Source organism: Solobacterium moorei (assembly GCF_036323475.1).
In the GTDB taxonomy this organism is placed as follows: domain Bacteria; phylum Bacillota_I; class Bacilli_A; order Erysipelotrichales; family Erysipelotrichaceae; genus Bulleidia; species Bulleidia moorei.
The window spans coordinates 1,751,807-1,770,478 of the sequence record NZ_AP028934.1; the positions used below are offsets into that span (position 1 = coordinate 1,751,807).

General features: G+C 37.6%; 19 protein-coding genes. All 19 read right to left on the minus strand.

Annotated elements, in window-relative coordinates; genetic code table 11:
* Positions 1–202 precede the first annotated feature (202 nt).
* The 19 genes from RGT18_RS08735 to RGT18_RS08825 all read right to left on the minus strand — a co-directional run bounded on the left by RGT18_RS08735 (position 203) and on the right by RGT18_RS08825 (position 18,661).
* Positions 203–604: a hypothetical protein gene (locus tag RGT18_RS08735; RefSeq protein WP_028078746.1), complete on the minus strand. Its 402-nt coding sequence runs from the start codon at positions 602–604 to the stop codon at positions 203–205.
* A 59-nt stretch (positions 605–663) separates the two neighbouring features.
* Positions 664–1,092, minus strand: a complete 429-nt coding sequence (locus RGT18_RS08740; protein WP_028078745.1) for a hypothetical protein — start codon at positions 1,090–1,092, stop codon at positions 664–666.
* A 536-nt stretch (positions 1,093–1,628) separates the two neighbouring features.
* Complete coding sequence (locus RGT18_RS08745) at positions 1,629–2,453, minus strand: sortase family protein (RefSeq protein ID WP_028078032.1); 825 nt, start codon at positions 2,451–2,453, stop codon at positions 1,629–1,631.
* Between the two features lie 82 nt (positions 2,454–2,535).
* Positions 2,536–3,459, minus strand: coding sequence for a peptidoglycan amidohydrolase family protein (locus RGT18_RS08750; protein ID WP_156022807.1), 924 nt, complete (start codon positions 3,457–3,459; stop codon positions 2,536–2,538).
* Positions 3,460–3,479: 20 nt separating this feature from the next.
* On the minus strand, positions 3,480–6,077 hold the full coding sequence (locus RGT18_RS08755; protein ID WP_051240971.1) for a VirB4 family type IV secretion system protein: 2,598 nt from the start codon (positions 6,075–6,077) through the stop codon (positions 3,480–3,482).
* Positions 6,040–6,333, minus strand: coding sequence for a hypothetical protein (locus tag RGT18_RS08760; RefSeq protein WP_156022808.1), 294 nt, complete (start codon positions 6,331–6,333; stop codon positions 6,040–6,042). Before RGT18_RS08760 ends, RGT18_RS08755 begins: the two co-directional genes overlap by 38 nt.
* Before the next feature lie 62 nt (positions 6,334–6,395).
* Positions 6,396–7,679, minus strand: a complete 1,284-nt coding sequence (locus RGT18_RS08765; protein ID WP_156022809.1) for a hypothetical protein — start codon at positions 7,677–7,679, stop codon at positions 6,396–6,398.
* 301 nt (positions 7,680–7,980) lie between these two features.
* Positions 7,981–8,322, minus strand: a complete 342-nt coding sequence (locus RGT18_RS08770) for a hypothetical protein (protein WP_028078036.1) — start codon at positions 8,320–8,322, stop codon at positions 7,981–7,983.
* The gene (locus RGT18_RS08775) at positions 8,300–8,626 is read right to left on the minus strand and encodes a hypothetical protein (RefSeq protein ID WP_028078037.1); all 327 of its coding nucleotides are present in this window, start codon (positions 8,624–8,626) and stop codon (positions 8,300–8,302) included. The genes RGT18_RS08770 and RGT18_RS08775 overlap by 23 nt, the downstream gene beginning before the upstream one ends.
* A 3-nt stretch (positions 8,627–8,629) precedes the next feature.
* Positions 8,630–8,941 carry a hypothetical protein gene (locus RGT18_RS08780; protein WP_028078038.1) on the minus strand — a complete coding sequence of 104 codons (312 nt, stop codon included), beginning with the start codon at positions 8,939–8,941 and terminating at the stop codon, positions 8,630–8,632.
* Between the two features lie 56 nt (positions 8,942–8,997).
* Positions 8,998–10,110 (minus strand): hypothetical protein, encoded by a 1,113-nt coding sequence (locus RGT18_RS08785; protein ID WP_028078039.1) that lies wholly within the window; start codon positions 10,108–10,110, stop codon positions 8,998–9,000.
* Between the two features lie 70 nt (positions 10,111–10,180).
* Entirely contained in the window at positions 10,181–10,936 is a 756-nt protein-coding gene (locus RGT18_RS08790; RefSeq protein WP_028078040.1) for a hypothetical protein, read from the minus strand.
* A 219-nt stretch (positions 10,937–11,155) separates the two neighbouring features.
* Positions 11,156–12,877: a JAB domain-containing protein gene (locus tag RGT18_RS08795; protein WP_028078041.1), complete on the minus strand. Its 1,722-nt coding sequence runs from the start codon at positions 12,875–12,877 to the stop codon at positions 11,156–11,158.
* Positions 12,870–13,064 carry a hypothetical protein gene (locus RGT18_RS08800; protein ID WP_028078042.1) on the minus strand — a complete coding sequence of 65 codons (195 nt, stop codon included), beginning with the start codon at positions 13,062–13,064 and terminating at the stop codon, positions 12,870–12,872. Before RGT18_RS08800 ends, RGT18_RS08795 begins: the two co-directional genes overlap by 8 nt.
* A 15-nt stretch (positions 13,065–13,079) precedes the next feature.
* On the minus strand, positions 13,080–14,087 hold the full coding sequence (locus RGT18_RS08805; RefSeq protein WP_051240972.1) for a PBECR4 domain-containing protein: 1,008 nt from the start codon (positions 14,085–14,087) through the stop codon (positions 13,080–13,082).
* Between the two features lie 218 nt (positions 14,088–14,305).
* Positions 14,306–14,686, minus strand: a complete 381-nt coding sequence (locus RGT18_RS08810; protein ID WP_051240973.1) for a single-stranded DNA-binding protein — start codon at positions 14,684–14,686, stop codon at positions 14,306–14,308.
* Between the two features lie 122 nt (positions 14,687–14,808).
* Entirely contained in the window at positions 14,809–15,039 is a 231-nt protein-coding gene (locus RGT18_RS08815; protein ID WP_028078043.1) for a hypothetical protein, read from the minus strand.
* 101 nt (positions 15,040–15,140) lie between these two features.
* Entirely contained in the window at positions 15,141–17,795 is a 2,655-nt protein-coding gene (locus RGT18_RS08820; protein ID WP_028078044.1) for a SpaA isopeptide-forming pilin-related protein, read from the minus strand.
* A gap of 209 nt (positions 17,796–18,004) precedes the next feature.
* Positions 18,005–18,661 carry a hypothetical protein gene (locus RGT18_RS08825; RefSeq protein ID WP_028078045.1) on the minus strand — a complete coding sequence of 219 codons (657 nt, stop codon included), beginning with the start codon at positions 18,659–18,661 and terminating at the stop codon, positions 18,005–18,007.
* Positions 18,662–18,672 lie beyond the last annotated feature (11 nt).

Below are 18,672 nucleotides of genomic sequence, written 5' to 3' on the forward strand. Positions count from 1 at the left end.
AAAATTCCTTATCCTGCTTTCATACTAAAATGAGCCGATTTTGCGAAGATTAGTATGAAGAAAAATAGAAGAGCCGCGAGCATTTCATAAAATGAATAGCGAAGTGGCGAGCCTTGTATTTGACTACACCGCAAAGCATAAGTCAAGGAAGAATCTTGACTTGCCTTGCAGGAAGTCCGTCGGAAATTTTTTCAGTGTTACATTATTCTTCCCTTTCGATTGCTTGTGTCAGTCTTGCCAACCAGTGATTTTGGATTTCAAATTCATCTTGTATTTTTATGAGATAATTTTGAATACCTTTCATCACCTGCAAGGTATTTTCTAAAACTTCTGTTTCCTGTTTTGTCGCTATTTGGTTTAGCCCTTCATGCGCATGAGTATATTTATATTTTTCATACTCTAACCTTTCACGTAACTCATTACTTAACAAATAACAATCATCATTGTTCGTATAAAAATCCATCAGCCTGTTAAGCAGCACTTCATTTTCTTCGCACAGTTCAAAAGAGATAATTGCTTTGATGAGTTCATCGTAGTTCTCATCGGAAAATTTTTGTAAATCATCTTTGATTTGTAAATATCTTGGTCTTAAATTTTCACTCATACCTTTTTCCTTTCGTTAGTGATGAGTGGGAAGATTTGTTCTTCCCACTCAATCGCTCCTTACTCTTCTTCAAGCGTTTCACTTACATCATCGAATGCAAGCAGTTCCTCATCTGATAATTCTGTTTTCTGATATGCTTCATATAATGCCCTAAACTTTGTGTCTTTCTCGGCAATCTTACGGAACGTATCAATCTCTTTGAACTCATCAAGTCGCTCTTTCATCAGAGAATGTAGTTGATGACGTTTGATACGTGCTTTCTGTTTGTCGGTGTATGGCTTGGTGTTGACAACTGTGATAACATCTTCAACCTCACCACACTCTGTCAGTGCTTTCAACTCGGAGATTGGTTCAACAACTGTACCGATTGCAAATTCATCCGCGTACACCGGAATGACAGTTACATCACCTTTCTTGAGTTCCTGATTGACTGAGTGAATAGCATACTCGTCCTCGTAGTTGATACTGAATTTGTAGTAGTGTTTCATTTTGAATTTCCTTATCTACCTTTAGGGTAGCACTTTCTAATGCCTTATCCTTGGCACGCCCAAAATGAAGCATAGAAAAGTGCAGCATGAAGAACCTAGCAAATGAAATGCGGTTGACTTGCAAGGTACTTGTACCGTAGCCCTTGAGTATTTTGAACTTGCAAGCACAGAGTGCGCCGTCCTTGACAGCTGGCTGTCACAGGATTCAAAAAGGTCAAGGGTCAACCCATAAGATCTTGTTCGTAATGCGTAACGCCAAGAGATAAAAAACAAAGGACAGCGACAGATAATATCTGGAAGCTGCTTGATAGAGTTTCGTCAGAAACTCGTATCCTTGTTTTGTATCTCGTCTATGCGAAAAGCGTGGAGTGCCAAGGATCTTTGAAAGATAAATCAGAATTAATCTAGCAGTCTGTTTGTTAAAACAGATTGCAATAAAAAAAGGAAGCCTGAGCAGATTGTATTCTGCGAAGGCATCCATGTATTTAAAGCAGCACACGAAACCTGAATGGTTAAGTGTGCTGCTGGATGGATTTTTATTTTTGATAATCACTGTATGGATAGCGTTTCAATCGTTTGGCAATCAAGATAGTCTTTTCATCCTGGCTAGTTTGTACAACCAAAACTATGAAGTGATTTTTTCTTGTTGCTGTTAATCCGGAGTCGATCGTAGATGCATTCTTGGCTGTTGTATACCATGTTTCAAAATCGTTTTTATCTTTGAAATCTTTTTTGTTGTAATCAAAACTAGTTGCTGATTTTAAATTAAAAACCGCATCCACTTGATACCAATCAAGATAGTCTTTATAGAACATCAGGAACGTTTGATTCTTATCATAGATATCTTGATTGCCCAGATCGGATAAGTATCCTAATCTGCCTTCCCCACCAGTACCATAACTATATACGGTCACTATGCGATCCGAAGCATAATCAGAAGATGGATCAAGGAATGGCTGCCCTTTAGGTGTCGTTCCGGTATTTGCAGCATGTCCAACATAATAATCCATATCTTTTTGCATCACCTCTTCTTGGACGATTCCGGTGTCCCATAACATCCATGCCACCATTTCCGGATATTTCTCTATTTTGCTTGCCATAAATGAAGCACTGGAAGCGATTGCCGGATTCTCATGTGGATTCAATGTCATTCCACCATAAGTAACTTCCGGATATCCTTCTTCCGGATCACTTTCATCATCCTCTTCTTCGATATCCTCTGATTCTTGTATGACCTGTTTTTGCTCCTCGATTTTTTCAGCCTTTTTTGTATTTTGTATATACATCCATAATAATCCTGCTGCAATAAAAGTAAGCAGAATAATCATTGTATATATGATCGTTGATTTTGGTTTTTTCACTTTTCTAACATCTCCTTCTCTGTGACAATGCCTCTAGGGCGTTTACCAAGGTACGCCTACGGTGTGTCGCTCCCCCAGCGTGTTATGAACCAATATAACGAAGAACACCTTCCCAATTTGAATCCCAGTATGGAGCAATGTTGATCTCCGTTCCAGACGAATCACCGGGTCTTCCATCCCAGTCCCAATGCGCACCAATATTCATTCCATCGCCAAGATAGATCTCCGTATGTGTCTGTGTATTCAGCAATATATCACCTCTTTTCAATAATGTATTGCCGGCAGCAACACCGTAAACAGAGATATCGCCAAGTTCTGATCGTGGAATCCATATCCAATTTCCAAGACCGGTGTAATTCAGCTGCATCGTAAATGTCGCAGAAATCGGAACGTTGAACCCTGCATATGCCATTGCCGTATTCACGAATGAAGAGCAATCATAATCGGGTCCATATCTGGATGTTTGTGAATATCCATGTATGTCATCGTTTGCAATGTCTGTTGCCCAGGCAATCGCTTTTTCGATTGGTTCTGCTACCGGAGAACCATATGAAGAACTCACTTTATTTTTAAATGTTTTGCTTTGCATGGATAATGCGGCAATCTTCCCTTTCAAGCTGTCGATTCTTGAAATCGCTTCTTCGGAAAAGCTATATCCGGTATCTTCAGACAGTTTCATATAAACCGTATTCAAATCATACGTACCACCAAAATAATTCATATAATCCTGCATGGAGATTTTATCTGTAATATTTATACCTGTATCCATGTAGTAGTAACAGGAGATTGCTTCAGCATATTCGATCTTTGTATATGATGAATATCTTTCAAAACTCGGATAGATGTTTTCTACCCATTCCTTCGCCCTTTCTTCAGAATTGTCAAACCACCCAACTACCCAATCTTTTATCAGATTATATGTGATCTTTGGTGCTTCAACAATCATTACTGGGATGATCATCACCGGCAATAGTAACATCAATACAATTCCTATCCCTGAAAACAAAAGTATGGATCTCCCTTTTCTCACGAGAACATCGCACCCATTTCTGCAAGTTCTTCATGTGTTGCAATCACATGGATCGGTATTCTTCTGTTACCGCACATCAACAAGGCATCACCTTGTCCGAAACGCTGTATCCAATACTCTTCATTCTCATTTATATTTTCAAGTTTCTTCAGGTCATTACATGCGTCCTTATTCAAGCCGAGAATAATCTTATAAACGGAGTTATTAAAGATTGCCTTACCATCCGTCAATACCCTATCATCAGCGAAATCACGTGGCTCTTGTGTCGCTATGACCATGATGTTCTTGTACTTTCTGGATCTGCGCACAAATTGCGCAACCAAATGAGAGATCTTCCCTTGTAATATCATCGTATGTGCTTCATCGATCACAAATGCTGAGGTATTCTTTTCATCCAAGCACAAAGACCAGGAATAAGTAAACATGATGTGATATAACGCTTTTTTAAGGTTATCTGAAACAGTCTGTAATTTCTTTGTGCCAAACGAAACAATACTTCTTTCACTGTCATTAATTTGAATCGTTGTATGACCATTCAGATAAACAGACCACTCATTCATGATGCTGTACATCTTTCTGCCAAGCGATCTCAGTATTGCCACATCCGTTTCATATTCTTTCTTATTTTCATAATAAGAAACGGCTTCTTTGATTACATCGTTGAATGTACTGAAAGTCGGCATATCTGTAGCTTTTAAATACTTGAATGAAGTCCATTCACCATTCTCATTTTTTGTAATACCTACTTTCTTGTAAGACATGATGACCAGATCACCAATCAGAGATAATTCATCTTCAGATATATTTTCCCAAAGGTATTGGAAGACCTGTTTAATATCATCGATGACATTAAAGATGGCAAGTTCTGTGTCCCATTTCTTCTTTTCCAGTTCTGGATCATTATCGTCATCGTCAAAAGAGATCGGTTTCAAGTCAAATAGATTGATGATATTACCACGCTTGCCCCAGTCAATGTATGTTCCCTTATAGTGTTTCGTCAATTTTGCATTCTTATTTTCAGGATCGATCCATATCAACTTCAGCTTTTCTTTAATGAAGTTTCTTACCAGCAGATTCATTGCCGTCGTCTTACCGCTACCGGCACGTCCGGCAACGATGAAATTTGCATTTACCCGGTTATTACGTTTTGCTTCATCGGGATGATGGATATAGTATAGTGCATCTAAAATAATCATCCCACCATTCTGTAACTCTTCACCAAGAAGAAATCCATATTGATCATCCAATGTTTCAAAGATGAACGGATATAATCCAGCAACCCCTTCAGAAGTCATAGGTACACCATAGTTTTCTCGGATAATCGGTTCTGTTTCAGAATGAATGAACAATGGTGTTATATCCTTAAACGTATTAGCCTGCAAACCATCCATCATGATTGCTTTCCAGCCTTCCGTTTGCAGCCTGTTTTTAAGCTTTTGTGAGCGTTCATTCATCTCCTTGAGCGAATTGCCAAATACTTCAAAAACGATCGTGATATTATGCGTTAAATCGTTTTTACGCACGACATCATTGATGTATTCCTTTTGCGATTGCAGATCCTGTAGCAATCGATTCTTTTCGGTTTCATCTTTTGAACGATCAAGTTTTACCAATTTCTTCTGATAGTCCTTATTCAGCATTGTGGATAGATCCATATCCAGTCTTCTTGCAGTCATAAACACTTTGACATTTGGATCATTCAAATACGTTGTCAAAATGCCCAGATCATATACCGGCGGCAAGCCATAGCCTAAAATACATTTAACATAGCGATCACCAATTTCCAAGTGATCCTTATATTCTTTAAAGTATGTAGGTGCCAATTTAGATCGTTCGATAAGATTTGCATCTTGTCGGATATCATAGATAGGTTCTCCATATTCTCTAAAATCGGTCGTATGATCCACTGTATGATATTCCTTTTTGACGGCATCATATTCCAGTTCCATATTCAGATAGGACATCAAACCTCTTGAAAATACATAATCATTGATCAGTGTATTTTCAAACGTAAACATCAAATATGAATAGAAATCTCTTTGGCTAAGTTGTTTCGGTGTAAAACCTGCACCGTACCATCTTGAATACAGATCGTTCAACCTTTTATGAAGTACTTTCGGGTCTCTGTCTCTGATCATGATAAAGAATTCTTTTTCTTTATGCGTATTAACAAAGTCATAAAATTTTTCCTTATCATCCTGGATCATCATCTTACAGGTTTCGTCTTCTTCATTTCCTAAAGCTTCGTACAATTGATTGATGTGACCATCTACATTTACTGGGGAATATACAAAGCCAAAGTATAGTTCTGTATCCGTTTGGTTCAGACAAAAACGTATATTATCGATCCATTGTTCCTGCTCGATCATTTCATCAATGAAAATGTTATGTGGTGTCAATTTGATTCCTTGTACATACACGACTTCTTTATTCTTTTCTAAGATCAATGTATCTTCTGTGACCTTCTTTACATCCATCCAATTCAAAGTCGTTGCAAGTTTATTTCGTATCCGTTTAGCGGATCTTTTATTTTGATTGATCGCTGCTAACTTCTTTTTATCTAAGCGTGTCATCTTCGGTCTGAATGCAATCATCCTTATACACCCCTTCCCAAATATATTCTTTTTTAGATCGATAGAAATGTATTAATGTTATCAAAAAAAACAGATTGTTATGATAGATTCCACATGGCATCGTTAAAAGATATGCAATCATTCCAGGCATCAAGATCAATACAATGATCCTTAAATCAGCCTTTCCTACATTTGTTAAATAAATAATTGTAAAAATAAAAGAAAAAGCAGTACATACGGCTAATAAGATCAAATCAGATACTCTATATTGATTCATGATTAGTCGCCCCTGCTTAAAATTTCTTGGCGCAACAAATCTCATTCACTACTCACCTCTTTCTAATACATGTTTTTATATTCATCTGTGGATACTGTTTTATTCATATCTATATTTGTTGAATTGCTCTGTTGTGATCGAAAGTTAGTATAAGTTCTTTGATAGCTATATATCCCTTCTGAAACCTTGCTAGCAAATGTTCGACTGCCCATCTGTTGTCTCTGTTGCGGATCCGCAAAAAGCTTTCTTGCGGCATTTTGGTATAATCTTGCACCATAGTTGCCAACCATGGCACCCATCAAGCTTTGTGATCCTTTTGAATAATTTGGATTAACACGTCCGTCCGTATAATGCATGATGCCATCTCTGCCCGCAACAGCTCTTTCTCCTGCTGTATTCTGCATAATGTTAGAATTTGTATTTTCTTTATTCAGCATCTCACCTCCGGCAGTATATGAACCACTTGACTCACTAACACCGCCGCCAATACCATCTCCTCCGCTGGAAGTACCGGTAAAGCCATTTACAAAACTCATGGGATTAAGAGTTCTGGCGCCCATCTTTCTGCCTATGCCATAGATACCCAAGGCTGTTCCTGTTCCAACTGCACTGCCAAGCAAATTAGCACCAAAGTGTACCCCACCGCTTAGCAATCCACCGGCAACCCGTGCGACTCCGGACATCGTTTGTGCATGTTGCATCATCATCATTCCACTTTGCGCTCCTACATCATTGCCCAGCATTTGCGCAATGCCGCTTGGTGCAACAAGTACGGAGAATATTGCACCAATAAACGCAATCCCTTTTGTAACTCCACCAAACGCATCAGGTAGTCGTGTCGCCACCAACATAGCGATCCAAATTAGCAGCATCTGGAAGTAAGCTGTCGTAAAATCGGCAATGCATAGTCTAAACCATAAAGATGTAGAATTATCTTTCGGATCTACCAATCCGGATACTGCATAAGGTGTCAAAACGATCTTCATCAATAGCCCCATCATACGCTGCATAATCTGAATCGCAACCATGATAAAACAATAGATCAATCCACCACCTAATATCATTGATAAAAAAAGATTTTCTGTGTTTTCAAAATAAACATATTTATCGTTTACTTTGTCGTTGATATTTTTTAGTGTTATCACATCTACGGCATGCTTACCTTCTTCCACCGTGATCGAATTAGATTGTCCAAGATCCCCACTCAAATTTGCCAGTCCGGCATCAATGATAATATCGGAAGGCAGCACTTCTTCTCTTAAAATCGCAGTCGAAGCTGCAGCTACTGCATTACTCATCATCGGCATTGCAATCGGCAACAGTGTCGTTATCAATCCGATCATCATTAGTCGTGTTATCAAATTGATCCCAGGCAAATGATTTACACCATCCGTATCGATCATGGATCGCACCAACATCATTACCAAACGTGCTGTTATAAATATTCCCAGTCCAGCAACCAAGACCCAATAAATGTCCCATATCCAATCAAAGTCACTAAGCTGTAATCCAAAGAATAAAGAGATTATTTTATAAACGTAATCCGTGACCTTCAGAATAAGATGTACGATTATCCAAAGAAGCCATCTAACTATACTCTCTGCAATATCCATCTTTCTCTTCTCCTTTCTATTTTGTCATCATTCTTTATCCATTTACGATAGAGAAAGCCTGCAAGAAAATATCTACTCCCATCAATACTGCTGCCGCTATCAAGACTGGTTTTATCTGAATGATATATGGTTTCTGTTCATCGCCATCTGCCTTTTTATCAAGATAACGTATCCCTATAATAAGACAAACAACACCGGTAACAGTTGGAACTCCCCATAAGAGAACATCTTTCAATGGAACCATATAACTTGTAATCCAGTCCTTGAGCGGCTGGATATTCAATCCATCAGCTCGAACCGGTGTGATGTTCATAAATGTGATAAATGCTGTTGCAGTTAAGATAATTCTTGTCTTAATACTTTTCATAGTTTTCATAATCATTTTTCTCCTTGCTCCTTTTTGAGCTGTTATATTTTTCAATCTGAAAACATAATCTTTGCCAGGATATTTCCATAAAGGTGTTCGTTATCATTGAAAAAACAGGCATCATATACGTTCTTTCTAAAATCACTTCATAGCGATCCTCATAAATACTGGTATATTCTTCCGGAATATAAAAAAATTGCCCAGCGTATGGACAATCATCCGGGAAAAACACCCTGTAGTTTTCTTCTACCTTCGTTATATGAAAATAACCTATCAGCAAAATCGCTGTCTGTTTGGGAAATCTTGTCTTCATTGTTTAACCTCCCAAAAGCTGATTTGCTTGCTCTGTAAATATATGTTTTGGATTATTTACATCGATGATATATACATTCTTTCCCATCCGATATGGCTCAAAGTAAATTAGATTCCTTGTAACACCGTTTAATGAAACTCTATATTCACGCAATATCTTTTTCTTTATTTCAATAGGTTCCTCAATCTCTGAAATATTTTCTCTATTTACAAATTGTGCAACAAACATCATTAAACTTTGGTTACTTTCTTTTGATAATAGACCTGCTGAAGCACGAATGATCAGATCTACTGTCTCTCTGATTTTATATTTCATCGCTTGCTCCTTTCTTTGTAAAGGTTCCTTTGGGGGCGAAACGCCCCCCCAGCCTTCTAGTACGTTAATTTATATCCTTTATATAGCCCATCATCACCCATAATAGGCTCACATGAATACGCTCCAAAAGCTGAACCAGCAGCTATGCACGCACTGTATCCAGAATCCAAGTTATACCCATCTGAGAACATAAAATACTGTGTTCCATGAGAGGCGCTTGTACTTGGGGGCGTTTCGCCCCCAGAAGTATTTCCACCACCTCCACTTGGTTGATAGATTACGATCGTCTCTGGTGTAGGTGCAGGTTCTGGGTCTTTGTAATGTAGACTTAAAACGCTCTGTGACTCATTTCCAGCCTTGTCTTTAACGCTATATGTAATCGTTTGGTCATTTATACTCTCATCTGGATTTGTCCACGTAACATGCTCTGTAACGTCTCCATCAACATCATCCATGGCACTAGATAAATAAGATTTACCATTAAAGGAATCTTTGGTGCGGGTTAAAGTAACATCTTTTGTATTTAGTGTAATCACAGGTGCGCTCTTATCTTGGATATTTACCGTTAATTCTTTAGAAATACTTTTTAATTGATTCTTAAGTGTGTATATAACTTTCACTTGTCCAATATGCTTCGTATCAATTGCATTAGGCAACACTAATTGCACTCCATCATCCTTAGTATATTCATCGATATAATCTATAGGATTAAATGCTTCTCCATATTTCAATTCAATATGATCGGATTTTAATTTGATCTCCATCGGCTGATTTAAGATCATGAAATATTTCTTTCCAAAATATCCAACCACAAAAACAGTAAATATTATCGCAAGTATCAATACGACCCTAAAACCTACGCCTACCCTTTTCTTGATCAAATCTGCAGATGCATGTTCATTGATAGCATTGACATCCTCCAATTGCATCCGGTTGATACGCATTGCTTTGTAATCAATGCTCGGATCCAAGAAGACAGACATTTGCTTTTCTGATAAACCATTCTCTAACCCAAGCCGTATCTCCTGCATCTGCATGAAGTCGTACTTTTCATTTGCGTATATATCGACTTGATTTGTTGTTAAATGATGCTTTAACCCAAGTATTACCTCATTCATCTGATCATTATTTAAGCCTCTTCTCCTACACTCCTCAATGTAGTTCGCCATTGAATATCACCTCCTTTCTTCTCCAGAGTCGCTTCCATATACGTATCTTGGGGGCGAAACGCCCCCAAGTTTACATCTTTGTTTTTATCTTGATTGGAATCACACTTTTTTCCGGATCATGCTCAAACAAAGAACCAATATAATCAACATGTTCCATGAACTCATTTGTCTTTTTTACCATCTGCAGAAATGTTTCCGCATTGACTGTAGATTTTGATTTGATTACTGCAGGCTTTCCATTAGTTGGGAAAGAGTATTCGCAACGATCAAATTGAAAATCACTATATACATTCACCATATAGGAGTTTTTGCGTTCATGCATGATCTTTTTAGAAATCCACAAACAATTCTCATTTGTATCTAACGCTGCAGCTGGCAATCTGACCATAAACGCCTTATTGCTTTCCGCTTTGATCAGTGACTTATCCAAGAATACTTTTTGAATCTTTTCTTGTGTTATGTTTTCATCTACTACATCATCGATCTTTTGATCCAGCCCGTCTTTTATCTTGGTTATTGCATCTAATGCTTCAAAACATTTATTCATGGCATCTTTGATATTTCCATGCATGATATCATCGATCTCATCACTATATGAATCCTTGAATGCTTGTAAGGAATCTATCGCTTGCTCGATTCCGGAATATTGTTGAAAGACATATTTGTATGCATGGATATTATCTTTGATCGTCTGCTTCAAATCATCGGTATGTTCTTGCAAAGCAGAACCTTCAGAAGTTATTAGATCCTTTGCATCATTTTCCACGGAACTGTTCGGAGAATCGCTCTTCTTATTATTAAGTAAACTTTCGCCACCGTGCATCATCAGATTCTCCAAATCCTTCCCATTCACCTACCATACCATTCACCCCCTGTTGTTCATTTCATTGATTCTATTTTTGCTATAAACCGAATTCTCCTTCTCAAAGAAAAAAGCCGGAAACGAGATATTCCCAGCCTTCTTCCTGCTTATACATATATTTAAAAGATGATAACCAACCTACTACAATTGGTCTATGTAGAGTCTTATCTCTACATAGATATTCTACCACATTCCCGTTGTATTTTTTATCTTTTGATTCGGAAATAATGTCGGTGTTATTGTGCCGGTCTTAAACTCATCCGGTTTATTTTCACAATTTAAGATGTTATCTTGTTGCAAGCTCATCACAAATAATCTACCTGTCGCTTCGTCCGCAATCACCGGTTTTTCATATTGATGCAGTTTGTTATATTCTTCCAAACTCATTAAGCCGCCGTGTAGCTCCATATAATCCGTTGCGAGTTCGGCAAGCTTTAATGCTCTTGGTAATACATCCGGATCTTCTTTGATATGGTTCACCCAGCTTTGTACATATGCTTGATGGTTTTGAGCATTCTTTGCCAAATAATCATCAATGCTCTTTTCCTCTTCAGGTAATGCCGTAGCAACCATAGCGCTTGTCATTTCAGCTACTAATTCTTCAAAAGCATAATCGGATGTTCCGAAAAAGTTTTGAATATTTCTATCCAATCTATTGGCAGCCCCTGTTGAATGTGCTAATTCATGCAATGCTGTTGCATTATATGTATAGTCTGACGTGAAGTCTGTTGGCAGCGGCATATGGATCGTATCTTCCAATGGAGAATAATAACATCTTTCTTCTTTCGGATCGTTGATGATCTTTACGCCTATGCTTTCTGATATCTTCGTGACCAGTTCATGCTGCGTCACTTCATCATTCGTAACCTCTTCGATATACTCCGGTAATCCTACACACTGTTCAGCATTAAATACTGTTGTATATTTTGGGAATACATTAAACTCCCCAGTCTGTTCCGGATGATCTTTTAAAAATTGATTCATCTCTGATATAGTAAAGAATTTCTTCATTTTCTTTGTCATTTCATCATAAATGGGAATTGCTTTTGCTGCCATCCAATATTCAACTTGTGTCCCATGTTCACCTTTTTTGATATACGCACCATCAAAATCTTTCATGCCATGAAAGGTCACCCATCGAGGATCCTGATACCCTTTCGCATAGGCTTCCATCATCAAGACAAATTTGTTGATTCCTTGATATTTTCTGCTGCTATTCAAATTTTGTTGTCCTCTATTGCTACGCCAATTTTTGATCCACCCAAAACTTTTTATCGGATCATTCGAATCAAGCATCTTTAAAAATCGTTCGGCGACAGCCTTTCTAAAACTATCTTTTCGGCTTGCCTTTTTTGTTTCAACAGCCGGCTTTTGATCATTCTGCTTTGTTTCATAGATTCCCGCTTCTTCCGAAACACCGTCCACTAAAGAATTCATAATTCGATCACTATCAAATAAATTTGTAGCCATCTTAAAAGAATAAAAGTTATCATTCCCGGGTGCTATGATAATATGATCTAGCACCTCGATATTCATTAATTTGCCTGCAGCAATTAATTTTTGTGTGATCATAATATCATTTTCACTTGGCTGCAAGCTTCCACTCGGGTGGTTATGGAACACAATAACTTTATCTGCATTTGATAATATGGCGGTCTTAAATACGTTTTGCATAGGTGTCATAGTTTCATCAAGATCCCCAACCGTCACAACATGGAAATTGATTGGTCTATTATGCGTATCTAGATTTGCAACTACTACCTCTTCTCGGTCTAGTTCTTGCATATATGGTTTTAAAACATCAACTGCAACCCATGGTTTATCAATCGGAACCTCACTAAACAATTTCCCCGCATCTTCAATCTTTAATCTCGCGGTTACCTCTTGGAATTTATATTCATTCATTATAAGTATCCTCAGGGTAAACCGTAATGCTCATACCAGGCTTTAAATTTTTCATTATTTCCTTAAGTTCTGCTGCTGTACAGGATATTTGATTATCACTATTTTCTAGATCTTCTTCCTCAAATAATGCGTTTAAATCATCTTCTGTCAATTCATCAGTACAATCAAAAATTACTTCCTTTCTCATTTTCATTCTCTCTTTCTACAAAGATATCTTATGTAGTTGTTGCAATTGCAATTTATTATCATTTATTTCGTAAATCTTGTTATCTAAACATTTCACCACTTCTTCTTCGCTTATGTTCCACCTATAAAGACATTCCATCCCCGCTGTATATACATTTCGCGTTTCCAGATTAAAGAAAAGATCCGCATGTTCATCATTTTGTATAAACTCTTCAAATGAATAACCCTGTATATTTGACATCCCATCCTTAACTAGATATGAATCCCCATCTTGTTGTGCGTAGGTGCTTTCTTCATTGGTAAATTTACGTAGACCAATGAAGTGGAAATCATTATACTCGAAAGGTTCTATTATATCTTTTGCCGTTGTTAAAATTTCTTTGTACTTTTCATCCTGCATAGATAGTTCAACATCTTTTAATACTGTGTCTTTTTCCAAATCAAAAGATCCAGCTCTCCATGCATTTTTGCACTCATCAAAGACCAGTATCTGTTCGACCGACTCACTAATATTTGTTTTATGATAATAATTATCATTTCTTTGAATAAGAAACGTTTCTAATGCATGGATATCATAATCCAACAAAACATTAAAATCACCAGTATGGTAGATTCCTAAATGTCTTATAACACCATTTTCAGGCTGAATTGCCAAATACTGGCTTTTGATTTGAGTTGTGGGATGTGTCATTTCTACGATAACAGCATTATCAATATTCTCCATAAATTTCTTAAATGTATTGATTCTCTTCTTCACCTTATTACTGACACTATATCCATGCTTACTACCAATGATTCCCAGAATTTCTTCATCACTCGTATTAAAATGCTTTATATTCCTAAGTATTATCTTGCCAGGAAGTGTGTTATTGGACATTTCCATATACTGTAGACCAAGCAAATGAGATAGTCCATCTTTGCTTAGATGTATCATAAAATCCTTACTTTTACTGACAATTCTATAATCTTTTTCTGACAGATTTTCAAACCAATTGATTGTCTCTATCGTTTTATAATTTGCCATTTATCTATCCTTTCCAATAAAAAAACCAAGCACATCATATGTCTTGGTTGATTTTGAAATTAGCTTTTCGCTGGATATCGCACCACGCTAGGCTTACCGTAAAGCTAACGGTAATAACTCTTGATGATCTTCACATTTCATGCCCTTGAAGCTGAGGCGAGGTGGTTACTACCTCTTGGTCCAATTTACCAATTTCATTATAGCATAAACATTTATTTTTAGTCATTATAATTCAGATTAATTTGATATTCATCACTTTCACTTTCTTCACATTGCTTTCCTATAGATTTCTTTTGTAAGTGGCAATCATCCACGTATACTTCCGTTACGTATATCTTCTTGCCGTCCTTCTCATAGCTTCTCGCATGTAGTTGCCCTTCCAGTTCAATACGCTTGCCCTTCTTACCATAAGAACCTAAATAATCAGCAACCTGTTCCCAAGCAACGCAATTGATAAAGTCTGCAGCATCCTCCTTGGATCGAGTACGTTGCACAGCAACCGTAAAGTTTGCTACATGCTTGCCACTTTCTCCTTCTGTAACTTTCACTTCAATATCTTTCACTAAATTTCCTGATAAAATGACTCTGTTGTTCCACATATTTGTTCTCCTCTCTCTGTTTACAACATTTCTTCTACTTCAAAAAAACTTGGGGGCGTTTCGCCCCCAAGCATTTTTGCTACTTATATTACTAAGGGAATCTTTTAAATACATCCATCTGCCTAATCGTACCTATTTTGAACTTGTATCCACCATTCTTCAGATAATTTAGGTACTGCTCCTTCCTGCTCTGCTAGTTCTAGACAATCTAGGATTGTGCGTAGTCCAATACTAAATTCATGATATTTATCTTTCATCGCAAATATATAGTCTTCTTGGCAAGCTTCACAATCACTGTGGTCTTCAATAGTATTTTGATTCAAACTAGCAGGATTATTCAATACCTTTTTCATATTTTCACCTCATTCCACCATCTCTCCAGAAGTTTAGGAACACAACATTCTCCTTTCTATCTTCTGGGGGGGCGAAACGCCCCCCAAGCATCTTCACACCTTTACTTCATCAATTCTTTCTTCTTTAAGAATAGGAATACTGCCACTGCTATACCACCTACAAACATCATTGATAATCCTGCTGCATTGAACGTATCACCTGTCTTAACAGAAGGTAATGCCATATCGTTTACAACCACTTTAACAGCATTGTTTACAGCAAAATCATAATCTTCACTCAATGTAACTTGAAAGTGTTCATTATTGATTCTGTATCCTTCAGGTGCTGCTGTTTCCTGAACATAATATCCGCCCAAATCATCGGCGAACTCTACTGCCCAAGTGATAACTCCTTCGCCATCTGTGATGCCTACGCAAGGATTTCCATCCTTATCTATAGCCACTGTTCCATCAGCCTTAAAGAGTGTCAATTCAGCACCTTTCAGTTTCTTTGAGTTATCCATAGCATCTACCTTAATTGCACTCACGTAGAACACTTTACGTGTATCTACAGCCATCACAACTTGTTCGTGCTGACGTGTTCCAGTTACAGTAAATTCAATATTCTCAAACTTGTTAAATCCAAATGGTGCTTCATCTTCACGTAAGATGTAAGTCTTGCCACCTTCAACAAATTTAGAGATGTCGGTGTTCTCTTTTGTTGAAGTGAATGTAACGATTTCATTGCCTGTTACTTTGTCAATCAAAGTCATTTTTGCACCAGCAACGTTATTACCTTTGCCATCTGTCTTCGCTACGTCAATCACAATCTTTTCATCTGCATAATCAAGACTAACGGTTGCTCCATTGTTTTTGATTTCAAATGCTTTTGGATCAGTATTCAGATAATATCCTTCAGGGGCTTTGGTTTCTACAAGTTCATATTTTCCAGCCGGAAGGAAACTATCGTTTGATTTCCAGTATCCGTTAGCATCAGTAGTAATTGTATAAGGTAGTGTCTGACCAGCTGTAGCTGTAGCCACAACATCACCATTTTCATCTCTTGCCACAACATCATAGTTGTTCTTATTAACAATCTGGAATGTTGCTACACCTACATTTTCATTTGTATCTGCATCTTTCTTCTGGATTTCTAAACCACCACGTACAACACCTTCAACTACGGTGTATTCGTTGCCACCAACAACTGCTGCAACATGCTGATGATCCTCAGTAATATTAAATAATGCAATTCCATTAGCAACTTCCTGACCACCTGCACTTAACATTTTATTCTGTAGCGTATAGCCTGCTGGCGCCTTGGTTTCTTCTACCGTAATTGTTCCTAACGGTAGTGTGGGAATCCCAGCATCTAAATAGAATGGATCGCCTGATACAAAATGCTCATTATCTAAGTAAGCTCTATAATTACCACTAGCAGCTTGAACCGTTTTTAGTATCCATGTTCTTGTTGGAGTTGTTGGTAATGTATCCATTGTATATTGCCCAGCATAATATCGTACTGTAAATTCAGCACCTTCAAGACTTGCTGGATTTGCCACTACATTACCATCTGCACTAACTTTATTTAAAGTGATTCTCAAAGGGTCATTCAGCGGATAATCTGTAGATTGTACATTCCAGGTTTCACCATTGGTTGTATATGTATGCTGATGAGTTTGTGCATCTAAACTAAATCCTATAGGTGCTATTAATTCTTTTGTATAGAGATTCGTATTCTTTGAAACAACGATCCCATTCAACTCACCATGTCCGTTGGCATCCGTTGTGATTCTACCTACTTCATTTGTTAAACCAGAATCACTATACACTCCATATACTGCACCAGATAAATCCTGTGCATAGCATGTAGAATTACCCTGTGTCATAGACGGATTCCCGTTTATCTTATCCAATGTAATGTTGACCGTGATTTTACGTGGAGCAGTTCTAATCGTCCAATCAGCAGCACATCTTTGGTAAGGCACATCAATGCCCAAATCATAATTGTGTCCGGTTGCTTCTTCTCCTGTGTATGGATTCAGGTAGCGTGGTACATCTACATGCACAGTGATCGTTCCATCCGGTTGAACATCCGTTACTGTCGCATGATACGGATAATATGTCTTATCTCCAGGTTCATAGGCTGTTTTGTATGTCAGCCCGATATAACCATGTTCCATACAATATACTGCCAACTGATTTAAAATCTGATCGGAGGCTTGGCTTAAAATGCCATCAATATAGTCAATATAGAATTCTTCATGACCGATATTGGCATTGGTATTGGATGTCCCTAACGTGCCAGAAAATGTATCACCCACCTCCAATGTATCAATACTTGTTAAGCTTCTTTTCGCTCTTCTGGAAGATTTCTGAAGTGACAATCCTTGCCCAATAGAGATATACAAATCTCTTGGTTGCACATTGTAAGTCACATCTTCTCCAAAATGACTTTCTGTTTCACCCTTAGTACGCCAGATAACAAAAAAAGATGAATTTGGTGCAGTGATTATTAAATCATCTGTTTCCAAATAACTGATTGTATAACGTGCTGTCTTGCCCCCACCAACATATGCTTCTGTATTGCCATTCTTGGTAACAAAAACCGTCTCGTTACCAGCTATGTCTAAAATCAGCTTCTTATTTCCTATTCTATTTATTGTTTCTGTTGTATCTCCTTCTTCCGCAAATGCGGTAAAAGGAAGTAAAGAAAAAGCCATCAAACCACTGAATACGATGGCAACTACTTTCTTTAATAATTTTCTTAAATTCATTTTTCAATTCCTCCTGCTATGAATTTCATTTCTCTGCACGGTATGGTACTTGTTGTTGAAACTGTATTTCGCATCGCCAACTCCCTGGCAGAGCATTGAAAGATGGCAATGTTATTTTTAATGATTTTCTTCTCCACGAAAAAAGGCGGTAGATTTTTACATCTATCGCCTCATTAGGAGAAAACTTTAAACTTATGAATTTTTATTATTTATCTGTAACCAACGATTACTGTTTCGTCCCAAGCATATTGATCAACGATCCAAACCTGCTGAGTAACCGCATCGTGGTGTCTAGTGCCTACTTGCACATCACCAACATGATAACCTTCATCGCCATTTGCATTATCACCCCATTCTGAAACAGAGTTATATATCGTTCCAGTATTGTTACCAATAATCTTACGTTCATATACTGGTTCATCCCAAGCCTCTTGAACAACTTGGGTTTCCCAATGTCCGACCTCTTCATGATGGATCGTTTGATAAATAGGTTCTGGAGCAGGTGCAGCAGGTGTCGTATTCGTAGTTGGAGTATTGGTTACTGAAGAACCAGTGTTATTGTTCTGTGGCTCCGTATTAGTTATCTCAGTTGTAGGAGCAACTGATGTTTCGGATGACGTAGTGGAAGTATCTTCTTTCTTATCTTCCTTCTTACCAGTGTCATCCTTCTTCTTATCATCTTTCTTAGAAGTTTGATTCTTTTTATTGTCATTCTTCTTAGATGATTCCTTGGATGAAGAAGTTTCCGTGCTTGTTTCGTGCTTTGCTGAATTGTTGGTTCTTGGCTTAGGTAGCATGAATAACATAACTGCTAATCCAATTGCAGCAAAGATGCTAACAATGATGAATAATTTCTTCTTGTTCATAAGTTTTCTCC

What these genes read in the sequence shown, in the direction of transcription:
- RGT18_RS08735 (WP_028078746.1), bottom strand. Translation starts at nt 604, where the DNA reads ATGAGTGAAAATTTAAGACCAAGATATTTACAAATCAAAGATGATTTA.
- RGT18_RS08740 (WP_028078745.1), bottom strand. Translation starts at nt 1,092, where the DNA reads ATGAAACACTACTACAAATTCAGTATCAACTACGAGGACGAGTATGCT.
- RGT18_RS08755 (WP_051240971.1), bottom strand. Translation starts at nt 6,077, where the DNA reads ATGATTGCATTCAGACCGAAGATGACACGCTTAGATAAAAAGAAGTTA.
- RGT18_RS08760 (WP_156022808.1), bottom strand. Translation starts at nt 6,333, where the DNA reads ATGAATCAATATAGAGTATCTGATTTGATCTTATTAGCCGTATGTACT.
- RGT18_RS08765 (WP_156022809.1), bottom strand. Translation starts at nt 7,679, where the DNA reads ATGATGATCGGATTGATAACGACACTGTTGCCGATTGCAATGCCGATG.
- RGT18_RS08770 (WP_028078036.1), bottom strand. Translation starts at nt 8,322, where the DNA reads ATGAAAACTATGAAAAGTATTAAGACAAGAATTATCTTAACTGCAACA.
- RGT18_RS08775 (WP_028078037.1), bottom strand. Translation starts at nt 8,626, where the DNA reads ATGAAGACAAGATTTCCCAAACAGACAGCGATTTTGCTGATAGGTTAT.
- RGT18_RS08780 (WP_028078038.1), bottom strand. Translation starts at nt 8,941, where the DNA reads ATGAAATATAAAATCAGAGAGACAGTAGATCTGATCATTCGTGCTTCA.
- RGT18_RS08785 (WP_028078039.1), bottom strand. Translation starts at nt 10,110, where the DNA reads ATGGCGAACTACATTGAGGAGTGTAGGAGAAGAGGCTTAAATAATGAT.
- RGT18_RS08790 (WP_028078040.1), bottom strand. Translation starts at nt 10,936, where the DNA reads ATGATGCACGGTGGCGAAAGTTTACTTAATAATAAGAAGAGCGATTCT.
- RGT18_RS08795 (WP_028078041.1), bottom strand. Translation starts at nt 12,877, where the DNA reads ATGAATGAATATAAATTCCAAGAGGTAACCGCGAGATTAAAGATTGAA.
- RGT18_RS08800 (WP_028078042.1), bottom strand. Translation starts at nt 13,064, where the DNA reads ATGAGAAAGGAAGTAATTTTTGATTGTACTGATGAATTGACAGAAGAT.
- RGT18_RS08805 (WP_051240972.1), bottom strand. Translation starts at nt 14,087, where the DNA reads ATGGCAAATTATAAAACGATAGAGACAATCAATTGGTTTGAAAATCTG.
- RGT18_RS08810 (WP_051240973.1), bottom strand. Translation starts at nt 14,686, where the DNA reads ATGTGGAACAACAGAGTCATTTTATCAGGAAATTTAGTGAAAGATATT.
- RGT18_RS08815 (WP_028078043.1), bottom strand. Translation starts at nt 15,039, where the DNA reads ATGAAAAAGGTATTGAATAATCCTGCTAGTTTGAATCAAAATACTATT.
- RGT18_RS08820 (WP_028078044.1), bottom strand. Translation starts at nt 17,795, where the DNA reads ATGAATTTAAGAAAATTATTAAAGAAAGTAGTTGCCATCGTATTCAGT.
- RGT18_RS08825 (WP_028078045.1), bottom strand. Translation starts at nt 18,661, where the DNA reads ATGAACAAGAAGAAATTATTCATCATTGTTAGCATCTTTGCTGCAATT.